General features: G+C 38.3%; 25 protein-coding genes. 17 read left to right on the top strand and 8 right to left on the bottom strand.

The genetic code is table 11. From position 1 onward, the window contains the following. The first annotated feature begins 386 nt into the window (after positions 1 to 386). Positions 387 to 1,295 carry a cytochrome c oxidase assembly factor CtaG gene (ctaG, locus tag AAV98_RS17655; RefSeq protein WP_060666853.1) on the top strand — a complete coding sequence of 303 codons (909 nt, stop codon included), beginning with the start codon at positions 387 to 389 and terminating at the stop codon, positions 1,293 to 1,295. 140 nt (positions 1,296 to 1,435) lie between these two features. Beyond that, the gene (locus AAV98_RS17650) at positions 1,436 to 1,903 is read left to right on the top strand and encodes a DUF420 domain-containing protein (RefSeq protein WP_060666852.1); all 468 of its coding nucleotides are present in this window, start codon (positions 1,436 to 1,438) and stop codon (positions 1,901 to 1,903) included. Between the two features lie 41 nt (positions 1,904 to 1,944). Here AAV98_RS17650 and ytvI read toward each other — a convergent pair whose 3' ends face one another. Continuing rightward, positions 1,945 to 3,003, bottom strand: coding sequence for a sporulation integral membrane protein YtvI (gene ytvI, locus AAV98_RS17645; RefSeq protein ID WP_060666851.1), 1,059 nt, complete (start codon positions 3,001 to 3,003; stop codon positions 1,945 to 1,947). Between the two features lie 214 nt (positions 3,004 to 3,217). Here ytvI and AAV98_RS17640 point away from each other — a divergent pair, with 214 nt between their 5' ends. Continuing rightward, complete coding sequence (locus AAV98_RS17640; RefSeq protein WP_060666850.1) at positions 3,218 to 3,559, top strand: Asp23/Gls24 family envelope stress response protein; 342 nt, start codon at positions 3,218 to 3,220, stop codon at positions 3,557 to 3,559. A 66-nt stretch (positions 3,560 to 3,625) separates the two neighbouring features. Here AAV98_RS17640 and AAV98_RS17635 read toward each other — a convergent pair whose 3' ends face one another. Continuing rightward, positions 3,626 to 3,982, bottom strand: coding sequence for a YugN family protein (locus AAV98_RS17635; protein ID WP_060666849.1), 357 nt, complete (start codon positions 3,980 to 3,982; stop codon positions 3,626 to 3,628). A 241-nt stretch (positions 3,983 to 4,223) separates the two neighbouring features. Between AAV98_RS17635 and AAV98_RS17630 the strand changes: the two genes are divergently transcribed. Together AAV98_RS17630 and AAV98_RS17625 are read left to right on the top strand one after the other, a co-directional pair. Then, the gene (locus AAV98_RS17630) at positions 4,224 to 4,637 is read left to right on the top strand and encodes a CBS domain-containing protein (protein ID WP_060666848.1); all 414 of its coding nucleotides are present in this window, start codon (positions 4,224 to 4,226) and stop codon (positions 4,635 to 4,637) included. A 166-nt stretch (positions 4,638 to 4,803) separates the two neighbouring features. After that, positions 4,804 to 5,865 (top strand): CAP domain-containing protein, encoded by a 1,062-nt coding sequence (locus tag AAV98_RS17625; protein WP_060666847.1) that lies wholly within the window; start codon positions 4,804 to 4,806, stop codon positions 5,863 to 5,865. A 244-nt stretch (positions 5,866 to 6,109) separates the two neighbouring features. Here the strand turns inward: AAV98_RS17625 and AAV98_RS17620 are convergent, their stop codons facing one another. Continuing rightward, entirely contained in the window at positions 6,110 to 6,478 is a 369-nt protein-coding gene (locus tag AAV98_RS17620; protein ID WP_060666846.1) for a hypothetical protein, read from the bottom strand. Between the two features lie 14 nt (positions 6,479 to 6,492). Then, positions 6,493 to 6,978 carry a PaaI family thioesterase gene (locus AAV98_RS17615; RefSeq protein ID WP_060666845.1) on the bottom strand — a complete coding sequence of 162 codons (486 nt, stop codon included), beginning with the start codon at positions 6,976 to 6,978 and terminating at the stop codon, positions 6,493 to 6,495. Between the two features lie 138 nt (positions 6,979 to 7,116). Between AAV98_RS17615 and AAV98_RS17610 the strand changes: the two genes are divergently transcribed. The 4 genes from AAV98_RS17610 (at position 7,117) to AAV98_RS17595 (ending at position 8,818) form a co-directional block, all read left to right on the top strand. Beyond that, a complete protein-coding gene (locus AAV98_RS17610; RefSeq protein ID WP_060666844.1) occupies positions 7,117 to 7,512 on the top strand; it encodes a YlbD family protein in 396 nt (131 codons plus the stop codon). 15 nt (positions 7,513 to 7,527) lie between these two features. Continuing rightward, positions 7,528 to 7,767 (top strand): YlbE-like family protein, encoded by a 240-nt coding sequence (locus AAV98_RS17605; protein ID WP_060666843.1) that lies wholly within the window; start codon positions 7,528 to 7,530, stop codon positions 7,765 to 7,767. A 108-nt stretch (positions 7,768 to 7,875) separates the two neighbouring features. Next, complete coding sequence (locus AAV98_RS17600) at positions 7,876 to 8,301, top strand: hypothetical protein (RefSeq protein WP_060666842.1); 426 nt, start codon at positions 7,876 to 7,878, stop codon at positions 8,299 to 8,301. 67 nt (positions 8,302 to 8,368) lie between these two features. Then, positions 8,369 to 8,818, top strand: coding sequence for a YlbF family regulator (locus AAV98_RS17595; protein WP_060666880.1), 450 nt, complete (start codon positions 8,369 to 8,371; stop codon positions 8,816 to 8,818). A gap of 150 nt (positions 8,819 to 8,968) precedes the next feature. On the opposite strand, the gene AAV98_RS17590 is transcribed toward AAV98_RS17595, so the two are convergent. Continuing rightward, complete coding sequence (locus AAV98_RS17590) at positions 8,969 to 9,301, bottom strand: hypothetical protein (protein WP_060666841.1); 333 nt, start codon at positions 9,299 to 9,301, stop codon at positions 8,969 to 8,971. A 129-nt stretch (positions 9,302 to 9,430) separates the two neighbouring features. On the opposite strand from AAV98_RS17590, the gene AAV98_RS17585 reads away from it, so the two are divergent. Further along, complete coding sequence (locus AAV98_RS17585) at positions 9,431 to 9,706, top strand: YlbG family protein (RefSeq protein ID WP_060666840.1); 276 nt, start codon at positions 9,431 to 9,433, stop codon at positions 9,704 to 9,706. 84 nt (positions 9,707 to 9,790) lie between these two features. Here AAV98_RS17585 and AAV98_RS17580 read toward each other — a convergent pair whose 3' ends face one another. Continuing rightward, positions 9,791 to 10,180 (bottom strand): DUF7147 family protein, encoded by a 390-nt coding sequence (locus AAV98_RS17580; RefSeq protein ID WP_060666839.1) that lies wholly within the window; start codon positions 10,178 to 10,180, stop codon positions 9,791 to 9,793. 94 nt (positions 10,181 to 10,274) lie between these two features. Here AAV98_RS17580 and AAV98_RS17575 point away from each other — a divergent pair, with 94 nt between their 5' ends. The 3 genes from AAV98_RS17575 to coaD all read left to right on the top strand — a co-directional run bounded on the left by AAV98_RS17575 (position 10,275) and on the right by coaD (position 11,959). After that, positions 10,275 to 10,595, top strand: a complete 321-nt coding sequence (locus tag AAV98_RS17575; RefSeq protein WP_060666838.1) for a hypothetical protein — start codon at positions 10,275 to 10,277, stop codon at positions 10,593 to 10,595. A gap of 307 nt (positions 10,596 to 10,902) precedes the next feature. Then, positions 10,903 to 11,475 (top strand): 16S rRNA (guanine(966)-N(2))-methyltransferase RsmD, encoded by a 573-nt coding sequence (gene rsmD, locus AAV98_RS17570; protein ID WP_060666879.1) that lies wholly within the window; start codon positions 10,903 to 10,905, stop codon positions 11,473 to 11,475. Between the two features lies 1 nt (position 11,476). Beyond that, positions 11,477 to 11,959 (top strand): pantetheine-phosphate adenylyltransferase, encoded by a 483-nt coding sequence (coaD, locus tag AAV98_RS17565; protein WP_060666837.1) that lies wholly within the window; start codon positions 11,477 to 11,479, stop codon positions 11,957 to 11,959. A gap of 60 nt (positions 11,960 to 12,019) precedes the next feature. On the opposite strand, the gene ylbJ is transcribed toward coaD, so the two are convergent. Next, positions 12,020 to 13,258: a sporulation integral membrane protein YlbJ gene (gene ylbJ / locus AAV98_RS17560; protein WP_060666836.1), complete on the bottom strand. Its 1,239-nt coding sequence runs from the start codon at positions 13,256 to 13,258 to the stop codon at positions 12,020 to 12,022. Between the two features lie 346 nt (positions 13,259 to 13,604). Here ylbJ and AAV98_RS17555 point away from each other — a divergent pair, with 346 nt between their 5' ends. Together AAV98_RS17555 and AAV98_RS17550 are read left to right on the top strand one after the other, a co-directional pair. After that, on the top strand, positions 13,605 to 14,402 hold the full coding sequence (locus AAV98_RS17555) for a patatin-like phospholipase family protein (protein ID WP_060666835.1): 798 nt from the start codon (positions 13,605 to 13,607) through the stop codon (positions 14,400 to 14,402). After that, positions 14,392 to 15,417 (top strand): SepM family pheromone-processing serine protease, encoded by a 1,026-nt coding sequence (locus tag AAV98_RS17550; RefSeq protein WP_060666834.1) that lies wholly within the window; start codon positions 14,392 to 14,394, stop codon positions 15,415 to 15,417. The genes AAV98_RS17555 and AAV98_RS17550 overlap by 11 nt, the downstream gene beginning before the upstream one ends. 424 nt (positions 15,418 to 15,841) lie before the next feature. Here AAV98_RS17550 and AAV98_RS17545 read toward each other — a convergent pair whose 3' ends face one another. Further along, positions 15,842 to 17,086 (bottom strand): nucleotidyltransferase, encoded by a 1,245-nt coding sequence (locus AAV98_RS17545; protein ID WP_060666833.1) that lies wholly within the window; start codon positions 17,084 to 17,086, stop codon positions 15,842 to 15,844. A 158-nt stretch (positions 17,087 to 17,244) separates the two neighbouring features. Between AAV98_RS17545 and AAV98_RS17540 the strand changes: the two genes are divergently transcribed. Next, complete coding sequence (locus AAV98_RS17540; protein WP_060666832.1) at positions 17,245 to 17,760, top strand: YceD family protein; 516 nt, start codon at positions 17,245 to 17,247, stop codon at positions 17,758 to 17,760. 47 nt (positions 17,761 to 17,807) lie between these two features. Continuing rightward, a complete protein-coding gene (gene rpmF, locus AAV98_RS17535) occupies positions 17,808 to 17,981 on the top strand; it encodes a 50S ribosomal protein L32 (protein WP_010193033.1) in 174 nt (57 codons plus the stop codon). Positions 17,982 to 18,446: the final 465 nt, after the last annotated feature.

Genomic DNA, 18,446 nt, shown 5'->3' with positions numbered 1-18,446 from the left:
ACTTCGTTCACTTAGGTCTAAAAAATCTTCTAATTGAGTTTTTAGAAAAGGCATAAACATAGCTTTACGTAATTCCTAGCTGTGGATTGGAGCAAATGGCGGAGACTCCAGCGGGGGAGTAACGGTAGCTTGAGACCCCACAGCGCAGCGAGGAGGCTCAAGCACCGTCCCGCGGAAAGCGAAGTCATTTGCGGAAAGGAACAGCACCGATCAACCGACAACTTAAAGCCCATATAAAAGAGTAACATTGTCTAATTCATGACACTTTCTGTTAATGAGGACTATCCTTTTTGTATCACATTGAATGAGCTTGCTCTTGTATAGTATAATATGGTTATGCAAAGAGAGAAGCATGAAGGTCTCTATAAAATTGAGGTGACAGCATAATGATCGGCAACTTGGATATGTTCGGATTCCAAGCTTTATGGAGTCCATTATTATTAATTTTCACTATCCTTACCATAGCATTTTATTTCTATATTACCGGCAAAGGGAGACACCGTTTCAAGGACTCTGAGGAGATATCAAATAAACAACGAGCTCTATTCCTCATCAGTATGATACTGTTTTACCTTGTTAAAGGTTCACCAGTTGATCTGTTATCTCATTTAATGCTAAGTGCTCATATGACGCAAATGGCGATATTATACTTGGTAATTCCGCCTATTCTACTTATGGGTATGCCTGCATGGGTTCTAAGAAAAATCATTAATCTCCCTGTCGTAAAACCTGTGTTCCGGTTCTTTTCAAAACCACTTATTGCATTATTCGTTTTTAACGTATTGTTCTCTCTTTACCATATACCAGTCGTTTTTGATACGATAAAGGTGGATATGGTTTACCATACGGCATATACCTCTGTTATGTTCTTAGGTGCTTTTATCATGTGGTGGCCTCTTGTTAATCCACTTCCTGAGGAACAACGTCTTTCAGGTATTAAAAAAATTGGTTACATCATGGCAGACGGAATGTTATTGACACCTGCTTGTGCATTAATTATTTTCGCAGATCAGCCCTTATACTCTACGTATTCTGAATTGACTGCATGGATGGCAGCACTTGCTTTATGTGTACCAGCCGGAACCTTAAGCGGTCTTGATCTTGGTGGGCCAGAGATGTTCAATGCCCTTCCATTGGTTGAAGATCAACAGCTTGGTGGTGTCATTATGAAAATCATTCAAGAAATTATGTACGGCAGCATTTTAGCCTATGTATTCTTCGGCTGGGCCAAGCGTGAACGAGAAAAGGACGAAATCGACCTAAATCAAGCCATGCAACCTAAAGTGGTGGAGTAAAGAAAAACAGCAACACTTTCTGTTGCTGTTTTTCTATGCAGCATTGTTTACAATATCATGAACGTTTAATAATCATATTGAATCAATCAGAAATGTTTTCTAAAATAAAAGAATGAATAGACGTACGAGAGGAGAACAACATGGATCACTCAATTCCAATTTTGCCTACAATCAGTACATTCTTTATCGTACTTAGCGCAATATTCGTCGCAATAGGCTGGTACTTAATTAGTAAACGCAATATTGAAGCACATAAAAAGGCGATGTTCTTTTCAGCAATCTTCGCAATAATTTTCTTTGTCATCTATGCATCAAGAACTATTTTTGTTGGCAATACCAGCTTCGGAGGACCTGATGATATTAAAGTGTATTATACAATCTTTTTACTTTTTCACATCACCCTTGCTACAGTAGGGGCTGTCATGGGAATTATCACTCTATGGACAGGCTACAAAAACAAATTGGAAAAGCATAGAAAGCTTGGACCAATAACAAGTATCATCTGGTTTTCTACGGCAATAACAGGTGTAGCTGTATACTTACTTTTATATGTTATTTACCAAGGCGGCGAAACTACTTCCGTTTTCAAAGCTATTTTAGGTCTATAAAAAAGGTGGCTGGACGATTGTCCAACCACCTTTTTTGCATGTTATATTTTAAAGTTCATCTTAATGATTCCTGCTTCACGTGCAGAATTAAACGCAATCAATAATAATGGGCCGACGATAAATCCAAGAATGCCAAGAAGTTTTAATCCAAGATACATAGCAATCAATGTTGCCAGTGGAGAAAGTCCAATATGACTTCCCATAACTTTCGGTTCTACAGTCCTTCTAATGACTAAAAGAACGACTGCCAAAATGGACAATTGTGTTCCAAGTCCAATATCACCTGTAATGAAGTGAAATATTGCCCATGGTCCCAAGATGACAATGGAACCTATAATGGGAATAAAGTCAATGACCCAGATGATGAAAGCCATAAGTAATGCTAGCTCGGGTGAGATAAATAACAGTCCAATTAAGCTTGCAAAGAAAATAATGACGCTGACAAGGAATTGTGCTTTAAAGAAACCAAAAACAACATAAGATAATCTTGAACTCATAAACTTTACTTTGGCAGCTGTTTCTTCTTTAAGATGTGAATAAAGACCTGCTTTTAAGCGAGGCATATCAAGTAAAAACAAGAAAAGAGCAATCAGGTACACAATGAAACTGACCAGATAATTTGGGATATTCGTGAAAATACTCTTGATATTTTGAATATTAAACAAATCTGTCAAGTATATTCTCAATTCATAAAGAAATTTGTCTACTTGCATGCTTATTTCGGTAACAAATTCAGGCGGAAGATCTTCAGAAGCATTATTCATATCTGATTGAAAATCACGCCATACCCTGTTAACTTCATTTATGTAAGAAGGGGCATTCTCGACCAAGTTAATACCTTCTGTGATTACTTTCGTTGTTAGAAAATAGCCTACTATCCCGATACTAGTCAAGAACAACAGAAAAACGATGAAAACAGAAAGGTTTCTTTGTAATTTCGCTCTCGCTTGCAAAAGCCTTACAAGAGGTTCAAGAAACATTGCAGTAATCAAAGCAATGATGATGGGTATCGATACAGGCAAAATAAAGAATGCGATTATTGCTATAACAGCAATAATAATTAGTATAAAAAGTGTTCGAATACTAAACAGCGTTGACAATGGATGTCTCCTTTCTAATACCATACTCCTTCTTTAATTATAGTATGGATTTTATTGAAATAACAGTATGTATGAAAATAAATATGAGAACGATTTCTATTTCTACATTCATTTATACATAAAAGGGAAAAAGTAAATAATAGTTAAGGAAGCACAGTTAGTGAATATTAGCATAAACTAATAAAATCCCTGAAGAGAAAAGGAGGTATACAAGATGTTGGTACTGAATAAAGGTCAGGAAGAGATGAGTAATATGCTGTTGCAAACTGTAATATCTATCTGTGTTTCAGATATTGGTGATATCAAACTTCTTCCACCTAAGTCGGTAGGAAAATTGTACTCTTTCATAAATAGAGACCAAATCAATTATGCAGTTATTAATTATAATATAGAAAAAAAACTATGTATCGAGCTTTTTGTTGCTGTCGTACACAACAAATGTATTCCACAAAAATGCAAGGAGCTACAAGCATTGATAAAGAAAGAAATTGAAGTCATTACTGGAGAAACAGTATCTGAAGTAAATATATACGTAAATCATATATGGATCAAATAAAGTTTAAATAAAAAAAGGTGAAGCAAGCCCGTTATGCCTGCAATTCACCTTCAGAATTCATTTCAATTATTTAATGGAATCCATACGTTCTTTAGCTTGTTTTAATAAAGAAGTGGAAGTGGATACTATATTGGAAGGAAATGTTTCGCCTTCTCCATACTCCACACCATGTGGATAGTAATGCTTACCTAAAAGCGGTGTCATCAAATTAATGATGGCATGTGAACCACCAATATCACCTTCAACAGCGTAGCCTTGTAATCGAAGGTAGAATGTGCCTTCTTTTGTTTCAAATTTACGATCAAATGTTACTCGCTCATAGTCCCATTGACCAGCAAGGTCAAAACCTAAATCTTCCATAATGTCTGTTAAACGGGATAATTCCACTCTTTCATTTTCAAAACCTGTATTCTCAATCTTCATGTATGTACACTCCTTTTTCTATCACTATGAAACCTAATTAAGCATGCTCCCTGTTTAATAATAGTACGAAAGCGGACAACTTTCAATAAAAGGTTCTCAATCTCAGGCCGGTCCACTTAAGTTTTTTGGAAAAATTCATGATTTTGTAGAAAATGGTGAACCTATCATTATAGAAGAAGATACCTTTATCCTCTTCAAAATAGTGTACAGCTATGTATGACATGATACGGAGGTAGAAAAAATGCAAACGGTAAGAGATGTTATGACAACGGATGTAGATTGTTGCACACCATTGGATAATGTGTTCGAAGTTGCAACAAAAATGAAGGATTTGAATGTAGGGGCCATTCCAATTGTGGAAAATGGACAGCTATTGGGAATGATTACAGATAGGGACCTAGTTGTCCGAGGTATTGCAGAAAAACATCCAGGTTCTAATCCAGTAACAAATGTGATGAGCGACCACTTAATTACCATTAGTCCTGATACTTCTGTTGCCGAGGCTTCCCATCTAATGGCAGAACATCAAGTACGAAGATTACCTGTAGTGGAAAATGGTCATTTAATCGGAATAGTATCACTTGGAGACTTGGCTGTACGGGATTATTCAGACGACCAAGCGGGAGATGCCTTAAGCGATATCTCTGAAAGTTAATCGTTTCTTTAGGGACTGAATCTACCTAGATTCAGTTCTTTGTTTTTATGTCTAGAAAAGTATTCATTCTTCTGTAATAGGGTATAGATAGAATAACTCTACTATAAAATTGTGAATGAAAGTGAATCTAGTAAATATAATGATAGAAAAGGGAGGGAAAAGAGACATGAGGGGTTTATTCTTTTTGCTATTTATTGCATTTTGTTTATATTTATTTGTTAATGTCGAACCACATGAATTGGAGCAGCTGATAACAGAACAACCACTAACTGGCCAAATCGCCACAGAAAAGAGACAATCAGAAGACAAAGCTTTTGTACAATCTGAAATACAAATGAATCAAGAGATCGGCGGACTAGCTACTTTTATGGGGAAAGATCCTCAATTCTTAATGGACAAGCTGGGAGAACCGGTTAGAAAGGATCTGTCCTCCTATGACTATGAATGGTGGATATATAATGGGAATTTGGAGAATTACATGCAATTTGGCGTGAGTGAGGGGAAAATCGTCACTATTTTTAGTACAGGAAGTGAAAGTGAAAATGAACTGTTTAAGGTAGGGCAGTCTTACGACGAGTTGAATAATACTTACAACTTTTCAAATGATATGACAGTTTCGCATGAAGAAGGTTCTTATCGTTTTCAGTTAAAAGAAGAAGAATTGAAAACTAGACCTTTGCTTAAAATAGAAGATTTCTATGTACAGTTGTACTTTGATAATTTTGAACAAACTCTTTCAAGTGTTCGCTATATGGACAGCTCTACCTTGATTAAACAACGCCCTTATGAACTTTTATATAGAGGCCCTTTAGTCGAACCGAGAGAGTTAAGCGAAGAAGAATGGGCTAGGGTTGAAGAAGGGGATGCAAAACAAATTATTGACTTTACTAATATTATTAGACATCGCTTTGAGCTTTCACCAGTAGAATGGGATGAAGAAACAGCAAGGGTTGCATACTTACATAGTAAAGATATGAGGGAGCAAGACTATTTTTCTCATACCTCCCCTACAAAAGGGAACTTAACTGATAGACTTACAGTAGGAGAAGTCCCATTTCGTTTGGCTGGGGAAAATATCGCTGCAAAGTACGTGGACGGGGTTGCAGCAGTGGAAGGCTGGTTAAATAGTGAAGGGCACAGGAATACGTTATTAAATCCAAGGTTCACTCACCTTGGAGTAGGAGTGAAGGAGAAATATTATACCCAAAATTTTATTGAAACATGGTAGAACAGAAAAAAGACAGTCATTCAAAGAACGTCACTGAAACTGGAAACGTATAGTTTATGATGATTCCTAGCTGTTGATTGGAGCAAAAGGCGAAGACTCCTGAGGGAGATAAAGGTAGCTTGAGACCCCGCAACGAATAGCGAGGAGGCTCAAGCACCTTCCCTAGGAAAGCGAAGCCATTTGCGGAAATCAACAGCGGTGTCTAATCAACAACTAAAATCAAAGACTTTTCCAGATGCTTCATTCAAGACATTTTTCTGTTCACCAATTTCATATTGCCTGCAAGAAAAACTTCACCATCCCAGCTTCCAACAATCTGTAATTGATCTCCCTTATTAAACGAAGGAGCGGTAATTGTAGGAGTAAATGGTTGCCTATATACTATCGTTGTAAGACCATGATCATTTTGTATCCGACAAGTAGTTTCAAGTATATACAGTTGATGATAAAAGCGTTTATTCTCTGTATGTATCGACAGAAGTTTTCCTTCCACTCTAGCTTCAGAAGGTACGTGTGAGAGGTTCTCCCAACGCTCTTTCTGTTTCTTAGCTTCCTTTTTGGTAATCCAATAAAAATAACCAATCAGAATAGGGATAACGATGGCAGTAACCATATCACCCTTCCTTTCTAGGTTCTTTTTGGAATAACAAAGAAACTGCCTGTTGCATGTGCAATCAAAACACCATCACTTCGAAAGACTTTGCCTTCCATCACCAATAACTTTGTTCCTTTATGAATCACAGAAGCCACACAGGTAAAATGATCTCCTACGCCTTTTGCTACGTAATTCACTTTCATTTCAGTCGTAACGGCAGCTTTGTCTTTCGGGATTAATTTGAAAGCGAGCGTTCCCATAGCAGAGTCAAGCAATGTCGCCGTTAAACCTCCGTGTAAAATATCTAACGAATTCTGAAGCAGTTCGCTGTTTGGTATCCGCATGGTTAAAGTATCTGGTTCTTGAAATTCACTGTTTATATCCATAAGTGCGCCAATGTGAGTACTGTTCGAACCATTCCTTATGCGTTCGATGCTTTTTAGGTATAGGGAAGCTACATGTTTTTCCTCCTCCGTAGCATCTGATAAAAAGTGGTTCCATTGCTGCTTAATATCCATTACTCTGTCCTTCTTTCTCCAAAAAGTTTACCTACATCTTATCAAGGGCGAGCACGGAAGAAAAGAAAAATAGGCGAACGCTTTTACTTTTTCCAAATAAAATAAACTAGGCATATTAACGAGGAGAGAGGTGAGAGAATGGCAACTAATCAAAAACATCCTAGCATCGAAAAGTTCAAAGACTTTGTAAAACGACATCCAAAGCTTTCACAGGAAGTCAAGAGTAAGAAAAAGACTTGGCAGGATTTATTTGAGGAATGGTATTTGCTCGGAGAAGAGGACGAAAGTTGGAAAAATTTCCGTGATGACGAAACACAAGAGGAGAAAACAGAAAAAAAATCCGATGTTATTCCTCTACTGCTGCAATCATTGAAAAAAATGGATGTGAACCAGATGCAGTATCATCTGACTAATGTCAATTCTGCTATAGGCAATATCCAGGAGTTAATACAACAGTTCATTCCGAATTCAACCAAAGGTAGCAGTTCCCCGACCCAAGGAGTAAAAAATCCGTTTTCGTTTAGAAAAGACTAGGAATGGATGAGGCAAATGAGAAAAGACGTCTATGAATATATCCAAAAAAAGAAAACGTTAAAAAGTTACTTACGCGAACAACCTATATGGTATCGCACCCTTACTAGAGAACCTGATAAGCTTAACGACTTTGAGTTATCCTCCATGCATTATTACAAGCAAACGATTCCTCATAAAGTGGAGAAATTTCAAAACTCCGTTCAAATGGCTTCCATGATGGTTCACATGTTTCAAACGATGAAGAATATGGACTAAACTTCAAATTCATGCGCGCCACTTATAAGTGGGCGTTTTTTTATTAGAATAGAATATATCCTCCTTTCTCAAACTATAGAAATAGCAGTATAAGAAAGGAGCAAAAATATGAAACGATCTTTAATTATTATGATCTGCTTATTAACACTAACCCTTGGAGGTTGTAAAGAAGACCAACAAAAGCCCGAAAGTGAAGCAGCAACAGAAGTAGAGGTGATGGAGGTCATTTCAACAAATACTAAATCAAAAGATCAAGACATCTCCATGACTTTGCATCATTCCGTGAAAAATCAGGATATCTATGTAGAATGTATTGTCACACCAAATTTTAAATTCAAAGAGAACAGCAAGGCAAAAAAAGAAGGAGAAGGCCAGGTAATTGTGTACGTAGATAATAAAAAATGGGGAAGTTTCGCAAAAGGTGCATTCATACTTAAAGGCGTACCAAAAGGAGAACATATTCTTACGGTCAAATTGCTTCATAATGATGAGACTGAATACGGTGTAGAACAGACAATCCAAGTGGAAATTTAATCACCTCTTTGGGTATTATACATCTCTAGAAAAACATGGTATGATGGATTTGGAGGTGTATTCGATGATGATTGCAACTTATGAGCATGTTCAAATGGTTGAAAAAGCAGAAGAATTAGCGAAAATGATTTGGCAGTCCGAACTTGCTGAAGACTATCATCGCTGTTTATATAACTTACAACATGACGAAGAAGCGCAGGAGCTTATCCGTGCATTCGATTCTATAAAAGAAAGATATGAGGAAGTTCAGCGATTCGGGAAATATCACCCCGACTATCGCAAAGTAACCCTAGAAACACGGGAGTTGAAACGGAAAGTGGATCTCCACGAAACCGTCCATGCTTTTAAACAAGCTGAAGATGCCATTCAAAAAACACTTGATGAAATCAGTGTGATGATAGGACAGGCAGTTTCGACAAATGTAAAAGTTCCAACTGGTAACCCATTCTTTGATTCCTTATCAAGCTGCGGAGGCGGCTGTGGCTCAGGCGGCGGTTGTGGATGTAAAGCAAGTTAATAAAAAAGAAGCTGCTTAATTGTAGCTTCTTTTTTTGTGTTTAAATGGTAAGTTTGGAGCTAAGCTAAATACACATAGCTGTTGATTGGAGCAGTAGGAAAGCGAAGCCATTTGCAGAAATCAATAGAGGAGTATAACCAATCAACTAAATTATTTTACTCTTAACCGAATACAATCCTCACAAAGGTTGCCACAACAAAACATCTTTTCCTGAGGGACATAGAAGCGGTGCCTATAAACAAACAAAGATTTTTTGCTTCTCACAAAATGCGTTTCCACTGTCACTTTCTTCTTATGCATCGCTACTTTTGAACAAACTTCAATAAAGGACATGCCTTTATCTTCCCAATCATTAATATGTTTAGGATCAACATCTACGTATAAAAAGGGAATTCCAGCTACATGTTTTCGGAAACAGCTCAAGACTAAAACATTTTTATCAAGTTCTTCTAAAAATACATCCCAAATCTGTTCCAACTCCATAAAAAACGTCCTTTCCTCTATTTTATAATGGAATAATCCCTAATTGGTGTGCGTTAAGTATGTCATAATTTTTCCATTCATGCTAAACTATAATATAACATGGATCAATATTTTAAAGGGGTAAATCATATGCTATCACAAAGACAAGGCATTGTGGTGTGGCTACATTCATTGAAACAAGCCAAACTGCTGAGGCGCTATGGAAATGTCATCTACATATCAAAAAAATTGAAATATGTCCTGTTCTATTGTAACAGTGAGGATACGGAAGCGTTGGTGGAGAAGCTTAACAGACAATCTTATGTTAAAAAGGTAGAGGTTTCACATAAGCCGTCCATAAAAACGCATTATGAAAACTCCAGACCGGACAAAGCAAAAGAATATGACTATAAGATGGGCTTATAGAAAAAGCAGTACAAACTTAAGAGATTAGGTTTGATACTGCTTTTTCTATTAAACAGAGATGTCCGGTACGGATATGTTTCATGATTACCTTAAAGCGGGAATATAATGATTTAACCGCAATATTCCAATTAAATATTGAAAATATAGCTCTTTTTCAGCAAAAACATCTGTAGATTTTACTTCGAATTGAATAATTTCTTTATCCAATTCCTTAGCCAGTTCTTGAAAAAGGGCAGCGCGTTTATTAGGTTGGACTTGATGGTTTGGAATCCCTTCCAAACTAATATAAAGAGCTTGAAAGTCACCAGGGTTTGTAGGTTTCATTACAACAACAAAAGAAGACAGATTTCGTCCGTTTTTCACCGTATGGAGCATAATGAGATGCTGCAGTCTATTTTTATTACTTCTTGCGAGCTCCATAAGTTCATATATATCAGAATAGCCTTCTCCGAGTTCAATAAAGCGTTGTATCATTTTATTTCTCCTCTCAACGAGCTTTACTCACACATACTTTACCATGTTCCATTTGAAAATTGAAGCGAATATACAGTCTAAAGGAGGTATATCGATGCTTTGGTTCACCTTGTTTCTTATAACAAGTTTGATCGATTTGTACATTCATGATCATTTTTACGGAAAGAATACTTCTTTATCCAATAAGGGCCTTCCTATTAAAGGGATGCTTGTAACAGGAATTTTATACTACCTTGTCCAAGAAGGGCTATTAAGCAAGGAAGAAGAAAAGCTATTAGAAGATAAAAGTCTTGAGGAAATAGAAGGGTATGTTTCACAGAAAGGTATCTTGAATCAACACGAATGGGGAAAATTATGCTTAACACACTGTGAGACACATGAGAATGTCTTTGATATTGATATGCCATCAACCTAACCTAACAAAAAAACCCTGCTCGGATGTCCGGGCAGGGTCCTTCCATCCCTTGAAACGAATCAAGGTTAAGAAGGCAAAGGGAGAGGAGAAACCGGAGGAAGAACTTATGGGGAAACGTAAGTCTTCTCCGCGGTTGGCAACAACATCACACGAAAGGATGTTGTTAACACTAAGTATGAACCAAAAGGTGTAAAGCTATACACAATTGATAAAACTAAAATGGAAGCTGAGAAATACTTTTGAAATTCATGTCGAATATGATAGGATATTGATGATTGGTAATTTAGAAACAAAGTATGGTGAGAAGATGAGAGTAGTTTCAGGTAAATGGAAAGGTAGACAATTGAAAGCGGTTCCGGGAATGAATACGAGACCAACTACAGATAAAGTGAAAGAGTCCGTGTTTAATATTATCGGTCCATATTTTGATGGTGGTTTGGCACTTGACCTATTTGGAGGAAGTGGATCTCTTGGCATTGAAGCGTTAAGTCGTGGGGTGGACAAAGTAATCTTTGTGGACAAGGACGGAAAAGCCATCCAGACAATCAAGCAAAATATAGAAACCTTCCATATAGGAGAACAGGTTGAAGTCTATAGAAACGATGCAGTGAGAGCACTAAACGCATTAAAGAAACGTGAGGTCAAATTTGATTTAATCTTATTAGACCCCCCGTATAAAAAGCATCATTTAGAGGAATTGATACATAAAATAAGTGAATTTGATCTTCTGGAACAAAACGGACTGATCATGGCAGAACATAGCAATGAAGTGGAGTTGCCTGAAATTCTGGCTACGTTTAAAAGAACAAGAAAGGAAGTCTATGGGTTGACGGTCATCTCCGTTTACCACCATAGCAGTGGAGAAAAAGGGGGAGAATGACTTGGCAAGTGTAGCAGTTTGTCCGGGAAGTTTTGATCCGGTAACTTTCGGGCATCTAGATATAATCAAGAGGGCTTCTAAAGTATTTGATACGGTGTATGTTTGTGTGCTAAATAACTCATCTAAAAAACCTTTATTTTCTGTCGATGAGAGAGTTGATATGATCAAGCAGGTGACAAAAGAATTTGGGAATGTAGAAGTAGAAGAATTCCATGGCTTGCTTATTGATTATGCACACAGCAAAAATGCCCGTTCCATTGTAAGAGGGTTGCGCGCAGTATCCGATTTCGAATATGAGATGCAAATCACCTCCATGAACAGAGTATTAGATGAAAGTATTGAAACATTGTTCATGATGACTAATAACCAGTACTCATTCTTAAGCTCAAGCATTGTAAAGGAAGTTGCGAAATATAATGGATCGGTTGCAGAATTGGTTCCGCCTACAGTGGAAGAAGCTCTGAAAAAGAAGTTTCATAAATAAACTAATAAACGGAAGCTGTCATGAAAACCAATTTTCATGACGGCTTTTTTTGATAACCATTTAAGCATGTTCATTTTTACCAACTTTTTTTAACAGAAGCAAAAGGTAAATCCAAAGCATGGCAATCGTAAAAATAGGACCATATGTCTCAAACAGGCCCAAAACTGTTTCCCAAAATCCTGCAGGCAAATAGGGCGAAAAAACGGGCAAGTCTCCATCAGCAGTCTCAAACCCATTTAACCTTTGATCTAACGGCTGCCATAGAACAAATGTAATAACTGCTGCAAACACACCATGCAGGATTCGAGCAAGGAAAAAAGGCTTGAAACGAATATCGGACTCGGCCAATATGCTTGCAACCTGTGCTTGAACGGAGAACCCGCTGAAAGCAAGGAAGAAGCTGGTTATGATAATCTGCTCCATTAAAGTGACCCCTTTTACTTCGCTTGTTAATTTTCCGCCTAGAGTGATTTCAAACAGTCCGGATATAAGTGGATAGCTAAGGTCTTTTGAAATATCAAATATACCTAGAAATACACTGATAAGTGTTGCAAGGATTGCGGTGACGGAAATGATGGAAAGCATGCTGTTTAACACTGAAAACAGAATCAAAAATCCACCAACCATTAGCAATGTTTGAACACTGGACGAAACTGCCTCCCCCAGCAGTTTACCAATCGGTTTATTGTTTTTTAGGCGTGTCTTGTGCAACTCGGAAAATGCTTTTCTGATAGATATTTTTTGTGGACTTCTAGACAGTTCATCTTGACGTTTGGAAACATAGTAAGGTCCATAAAATCGCATAATCAAACCGACACAAATATTACCTATATAATGGGCAGCGGCAAGTATAATGCCGACTTTTGGATTGTGAAAAAAACCAACTGCTATCGCTCCGAATATAAAAAGAGGATTTGAAGAATTCGTGAAGGAGACAAGTCTTTCTCCTTCCACTTGCGTTATCTGATTTTCTTGACGAAGCCTCACGGTTAATTTCGCTCCTGAAGGATAACCTGAAGCCATGCCCATCGCCCACACAAAACCTCCAACACCAGGCACTCTGAAAAGTGGCCGCATAAAAGGCTCTAATAGGACCCCGATAAACGCCACAACACCAAACCCAATTAGGAGTTCACTGATTATTAAAAACGGCAGTAGGGACGGAAAAACTATATCCCACCACATATTAAGTCCTCTTACACTAGCTTGAAAAGATGCTTGGGGGTTAAGAATAAGAGAGAGTGTAAGTAGAGAAATACTTATAGCAAAGAAAACGGTCTTTATCTTCGAATAGTCCATCCGATTAACCCCCCTTCAAAAGTATAAAAAACAACTAATATGTTCACATATGAAAATAATCAATGAGCACTTGATTTCTTTTTTGTACAAGAATGAATAGGTTTTTGTTAGAATAATAATAATTACCCTTAGATTGGCAACCAGGTTTGTCCTATCACCTTACCTTTCAATATACGTAAAAGGGATAGTGAATTAGAACTTAAATTGACCCAAGTCGTCATAGTTTGTTCACCAAGAAAAAGGAATAGCGTATGATAAATTAGAACAATCAAAGGATAATGGTATAGGACTTGATAATTTGGTGCTGTAAAGCTTTAGGTGGCTGTAAACAGCTTGAGGTGATAACTTGAAAGAACCTATAGTAGGAATTGCATTGGGATCTGGTGGTGCACGAGGTTTTGCTCACCTTGGCGCATTGAAAGTACTACAGGAAGAGAATATAAACGTGGATTTGATTGCAGGAAGCAGTATGGGCGCACTTGTAGGAAGCTTTTATGCAATGGGACATGATATGGATCGCCTATATAAAATTGCCACTGCATTCAAACGAAAGTATTACCTGGACTTTACTGTTCCCAAAATGGGATTTGTGAGTGGAAACCGGGTGAAAGAACTTATCCGCATGTTCACTCAAAACAAAAACATTGAAGAATTAGACATTCCCCTATCCATCGTCACCACAGATTTGGAGAAAGCGGAGAAAGTAATCTTAACCAGTGGACCAATATCCGATGCAGTGAGGGCAAGTATATCCATTCCAGGTATTTTTGTTCCAGAAAAGGTTAATGGGCGGTTGCTGGTCGACGGTGGAGTTGTAGACCGTGTCCCTGCTAGTGTAGCGAAAGAAATGGGTGCGGATATTGTTATCGCGATTGACGTTTCACAAGTAAAAACGAATGAACCCGTTGATTCCATATTCGATGTTATTTTGCAAACCATAGATATTATGCAAAACGAGTTGGTAAAACGAAGTGAAACGGAAGCAGATATTATGATAAGACCGTCTGTTGCACACTATAGTTCACGGGCATTTACCAACATCGAAGAAATTATTCGAATCGGGGAAGAAGCGACTAGACTGCAAATACCCTATATTAAGAAGACGATAGAGGAGTGGAAGGAGAAACAGCAACATGAAAAATAGATATTTTATGAGGTCCCTTTTAATTGGGATAGTGCTTGCAGTGGTCTTGAATTTTGTGACATTGCCCTACTATATAACACGTCCTGGTGATGCGCAGGAATTAAGGCCCCTTGTATCCGTAGAAGGCGGCGATGAAGACGAAGGAAGTTTTATGCTGACCACCGTTAAAATGGGGAAGGCAAACATCTTTACATATGCTTTTGCAAAAGTAAGTGAATACCAAAATATCTTTCCTATTAACCAGATCCGTGCTGAGGATGAAACGGACGAAGAGTATAACTACCGACAGTTACATATGATGGAGAGTTCTAAGGAAACAGCTATAAAAATCGCTTATGACAAGGCTGGCAAAGAAGTTGAACTCATTTCTAAAGGAGTATATGTGTTCAGTGTTAAAAAAGGATTAGCAGCTGAAGGTAAGCTTAATATTGGCGATCGTATAACACATATTGATGGTAAACAAACAGCGACCGCAGAGGAACTGATGGAAGTAGTCGGTGAAAAAAATATTGGGGACACAATAGATCTTACTTTTGATCGTGACGAGGAAGAGAAAACAACTTCCATTATATTAGGAGAGCACCCCGAAGACCCAAACCGTGCTGGGCTTGGAATCAGTTTATTAACAGATTACGAAATTACCATGGATCCTCCGATTACAATCAATACTGCTCAAATAGGAGGTCCATCTGCTGGGTTGATGTTCTCTTTGGAAATATATAATCAACTTATGGCAGAAGACATCTCCAAAGGATATGAAATCGCTGGTACAGGAGCAATCAATGAAAAAGGTGAAGTCCTTCGCATTGGAGGAATCGCACAAAAGATTGTTGCCGCCGATAACTCAGGCGTTGATATTTTCTTTGCCCCAAATGAAAAAGGTGTGAAAGGGTCTAATTATGAAGAGGCACTAGTAGCGGCAGAAGATATTAACACATCCATGAAGATTGTGCCGGTAGATACCTTTGAAGATGCGATTAAGTATTTGGAGCAATTAGAAGCTAATAATGAATAAGGAAAACGCCTCACACAAGGTGGTGAGGCCACTGAAAAACTAATAACGAAAAGTTTTTAATGATTCCTAGCTGGTGATTGTTGCAAAAGGCGGAGACTCCTGAGGGAGATAGCGCTAGGTGGAGACCCCACAGGCGTAGTAGCCGAGGAGGCTCCAGCAACGCACCTAGGAAAGCGAAGCCATTTGCGGAAATCAACAGCGGTGTCTAAACACAGTCTTAATTCAATGACTTTTTCAGTGGCCTCATGGTGGTGAGGCGTTATTTATGGGAGAAATAATTTTTCGAATTTCGAAATGTCGCAATAATCCTTAAAAAAGTCATAATAACTGTCTAAAAAGTCACAATAACTTCAGAAGTAGTTACAATAAGACCGTGAAAAGTTACAAACAAGGTATTTAAGTTACTCAGGTGACGGATAAATTTTTATATAAACCTATGTTCCTGTTCATCATAGCGTATAGGTGGTTTAGAAAACTCCTGCAGCGTCCAATCACTCCGAGCGGGTTCTTGAAATTTCATGGCATACGTATTCGTTGCACGAATATCCATATCAAGCATCGCACTTTCCACACCAGACACTTTAGAAAGAATAGGTATTTCCACTTCTTTTTTTATTTTCTTCAAATAAGCTTGCCCACGCTTTGTCATACCTAACAAGCGAATATACTCACTTTGCTTTGATGACGAAACTTTCAACATATCATCCTTTTTCGTGTTTGTAAGTAAATGAGTGCACATTCGCTGCAGTCTTGTCCACGTGTATCTTTTAGTCTTTAGTTTGGTCATAAATTCATGGAAAGTAGAACTTTCTTTCATCGTATGGATTAATCTGTGCTCAAGACCTTCCTCCACTTCATATATCTCTGAAAGCTCAGCAGGAGTGCTACAAAGAACTCGGTATTTTAGGAGAGTGAAATAATCCTCCCATTGATGAAAACTCCCTACATGGTCTTTATAGTGGCCTAACAGATTATATGTAGGTTCCGGTACAAACCTTTGGACCTTTTCAATATTTCCACTATGATCAAAAAGATGTTTCCTTATGCTTGTTGCGCTGGCAATTGGGGAATCATTGAACTCAGGATCATGATAGCCAGCCCCTGTTCTTTCAATGGTGCAAGGTTGCAGGGAACTTTTTTGATCTTGTATTGCTTTTACATAATGAAAGCCAAGGATATTATTCGGTTGAGTCAAATCCAACACTTTTTCTCTGTTTTCAGTCAATTTTTTGAAGGCGAGAGAAGAAGCTTTCGGAAAGCTGTAACCTTTTGCGATATACTCCTGAACGTACAAATCGTACGTATCCTTATGATCGTTCATTAAATGAATGGTACGTTCAAAGTCCTGAATGTTACCCTGTTCACTACCAAAACACACATTATCGCATTTTAATCCAGATAAAATGGAAATTGAGCCACCAGCAAAAACTTCTGCTTTCTGGGTAGCAAATGCGTACGGCAATTCCACAACAATATCAATGCCATTAGATAGTGCCATTTTTGTACGGGTCCACTTGGATACAAGCGCAGGTTCTCCTCTTTGAAGAAATTGCCCGCTCATTACAGCTATTACAACATCTGCACCTGTCAGTCTTTTGGATTCTGTCAAATGAAACAAATGTCCGTTATGAAAAGGGTTGTACTCCACAATTACACCTAAGGATTTCATTTCACACCCACTTCTTCTATATTTCATTTATCAATATTTACTTGGATACTTGTTCAATTTACGTTATTATGTCTATAATTATAGTGTAAAGAAAAAATATTGACAAATAAACTTGCGAAAGCTATAATTACTTTTGTTGCCTTGAGGTGAATATCTTGTTGAAATGGACATTATTCCAGTTAAATCAGTTACAACATAAAGGTTTAGAAATCGATGAAACAGTTGATGTAAGTGAAATTACGGCACATAGTGAAATTCGATCTGTCAAACCAGTTCACGTAACTGGAAGAGCTGATTTAAGTTCAAGAAAAGCTACGTTTCATCTAACTGTGGAAGGTAGTATGGTTTTACCATGTTCACGTACGTTGGTTGATGTGGACTATCCTTTTACGATAAAAACAACTGAAACTTATCTTTTTCAGCCTGGCGAGTATGAAACAGATGAAGAAGAGTTGCATACGGTCGAAGGAGACGTTGTCGATTTAATGCCAATTATTCGAGAAGCGATTATCCTAGAAGTGCCGATGCAGGTTTTCAGTGATTCTCCCGATAAGGAAGAAGCAGCACCTCAATCTGGTAAAGACTGGGGCGTCATTTCAGAAGAGGATACACAAGAAAAAGTGGATCCACGACTTGCAGGACTGGCTAAGTTTTTTGAGAAAGACCAAGAGTAGACATTACATGATGTAGTAGATGCTCATTTTTTAAGGAGGTGGGAAGAATGGCTGTACCTTTCAGAAGAACGTCTAAAACTGTAAAAAGAAAGCGTCGTACACACTTTAAACTACAAGTTCCTGGTATGGTAGAATGCCCAAGCTGCGGTGAACAGAAATTATCACACCGTGTATGCCCGGCATGCGGTACTTACAAAGGGAAAGAAGTAGTAAATAAATAATGAAAAAAGCATGAGGCTTGCTGCCTTGTGCTTTTTTTATTATGTGCTGAAAAGTTGATGAGGAGAAGAAGAGGTTTTCTACGCCCGGAATTTGATCGAGTTAGGGGAAACGGTAAGAGAGAAGCCGTTTCTACGCCCGAACGGCGGTGAAGGAAGTGAAAACGGAAGGAGAGAAGCCGTCTCTAAGCCCGAACGGCGGTGAAGGAAGGGGAAACGGTAGGAGAGAAGTCGTTTCTACGCCCGAGCGGCGGAGTGGGAAGTGGAAACGGAAGGAGAGAAGCCGTCTGTACGCCCGAACGGCGGTGAAGGAAGTGAAAACGGTAGGAGAGAAGCGGTCTCTAAGCCCGAACGGCGGTGAAGGAAGGGGAAACGGTAGGAGAGAAGTCGTTTCTACGCCCGAGCGGCGGAGTGGGAAGTGGAAACGGAAGGAGAGAAGCCGTCTCTAAGCCCGAACGGCGGTGTATG

This window comes from Bacillus sp. CHD6a (genome assembly GCF_001293645.1).
Taxonomy (GTDB): Bacteria; Bacillota; Bacilli; order Bacillales; family Bacillaceae_I; genus Sutcliffiella_A.
The sequence above is the reverse complement of the archived record's forward strand: the minus strand, read 5'-3'. Positions and strand labels throughout refer to the sequence as shown.

Coding starts and splice junctions, on each gene's coding strand:
- AAV98_RS17635 (WP_060666849.1), bottom strand. CDS start 3,982: ATGAAGATTGAGAATACAGGTTTTGAAAATGAAAGAGTGGAATTATCC.
- AAV98_RS17600 (WP_060666842.1), top strand. CDS start 7,876: ATGAAACGATCTTTAATTATTATGATCTGCTTATTAACACTAACCCTT.
- AAV98_RS17550 (WP_060666834.1), top strand. CDS start 14,392: ATGAAAAATAGATATTTTATGAGGTCCCTTTTAATTGGGATAGTGCTT.
- AAV98_RS17630 (WP_060666848.1), top strand. CDS start 4,224: ATGCAAACGGTAAGAGATGTTATGACAACGGATGTAGATTGTTGCACA.
- AAV98_RS17610 (WP_060666844.1), top strand. CDS start 7,117: ATGGCAACTAATCAAAAACATCCTAGCATCGAAAAGTTCAAAGACTTT.
- AAV98_RS17650 (WP_060666852.1), top strand. CDS start 1,436: ATGGATCACTCAATTCCAATTTTGCCTACAATCAGTACATTCTTTATC.
- rsmD (WP_060666879.1), top strand. CDS start 10,903: ATGAGAGTAGTTTCAGGTAAATGGAAAGGTAGACAATTGAAAGCGGTT.
- AAV98_RS17595 (WP_060666880.1), top strand. CDS start 8,369: ATGATTGCAACTTATGAGCATGTTCAAATGGTTGAAAAAGCAGAAGAA.
- AAV98_RS17605 (WP_060666843.1), top strand. CDS start 7,528: ATGAGAAAAGACGTCTATGAATATATCCAAAAAAAGAAAACGTTAAAA.
- rpmF (WP_010193033.1), top strand. CDS start 17,808: ATGGCTGTACCTTTCAGAAGAACGTCTAAAACTGTAAAAAGAAAGCGT.
- AAV98_RS17625 (WP_060666847.1), top strand. CDS start 4,804: ATGAGGGGTTTATTCTTTTTGCTATTTATTGCATTTTGTTTATATTTA.
- AAV98_RS17620 (WP_060666846.1), bottom strand. CDS start 6,478: ATGGTTACTGCCATCGTTATCCCTATTCTGATTGGTTATTTTTATTGG.
- AAV98_RS17640 (WP_060666850.1), top strand. CDS start 3,218: ATGTTGGTACTGAATAAAGGTCAGGAAGAGATGAGTAATATGCTGTTG.
- AAV98_RS17575 (WP_060666838.1), top strand. CDS start 10,275: ATGCTTTGGTTCACCTTGTTTCTTATAACAAGTTTGATCGATTTGTAC.
- ctaG (WP_060666853.1), top strand. CDS start 387: ATGATCGGCAACTTGGATATGTTCGGATTCCAAGCTTTATGGAGTCCA.
- AAV98_RS17585 (WP_060666840.1), top strand. CDS start 9,431: ATGCTATCACAAAGACAAGGCATTGTGGTGTGGCTACATTCATTGAAA.
- AAV98_RS17580 (WP_060666839.1), bottom strand. CDS start 10,180: ATGATACAACGCTTTATTGAACTCGGAGAAGGCTATTCTGATATATAT.
- AAV98_RS17545 (WP_060666833.1), bottom strand. CDS start 17,086: ATGAAATCCTTAGGTGTAATTGTGGAGTACAACCCTTTTCATAACGGA.
- AAV98_RS17590 (WP_060666841.1), bottom strand. CDS start 9,301: ATGGAGTTGGAACAGATTTGGGATGTATTTTTAGAAGAACTTGATAAA.
- ylbJ (WP_060666836.1), bottom strand. CDS start 13,258: ATGGACTATTCGAAGATAAAGACCGTTTTCTTTGCTATAAGTATTTCT.
- AAV98_RS17615 (WP_060666845.1), bottom strand. CDS start 6,978: ATGGATATTAAGCAGCAATGGAACCACTTTTTATCAGATGCTACGGAG.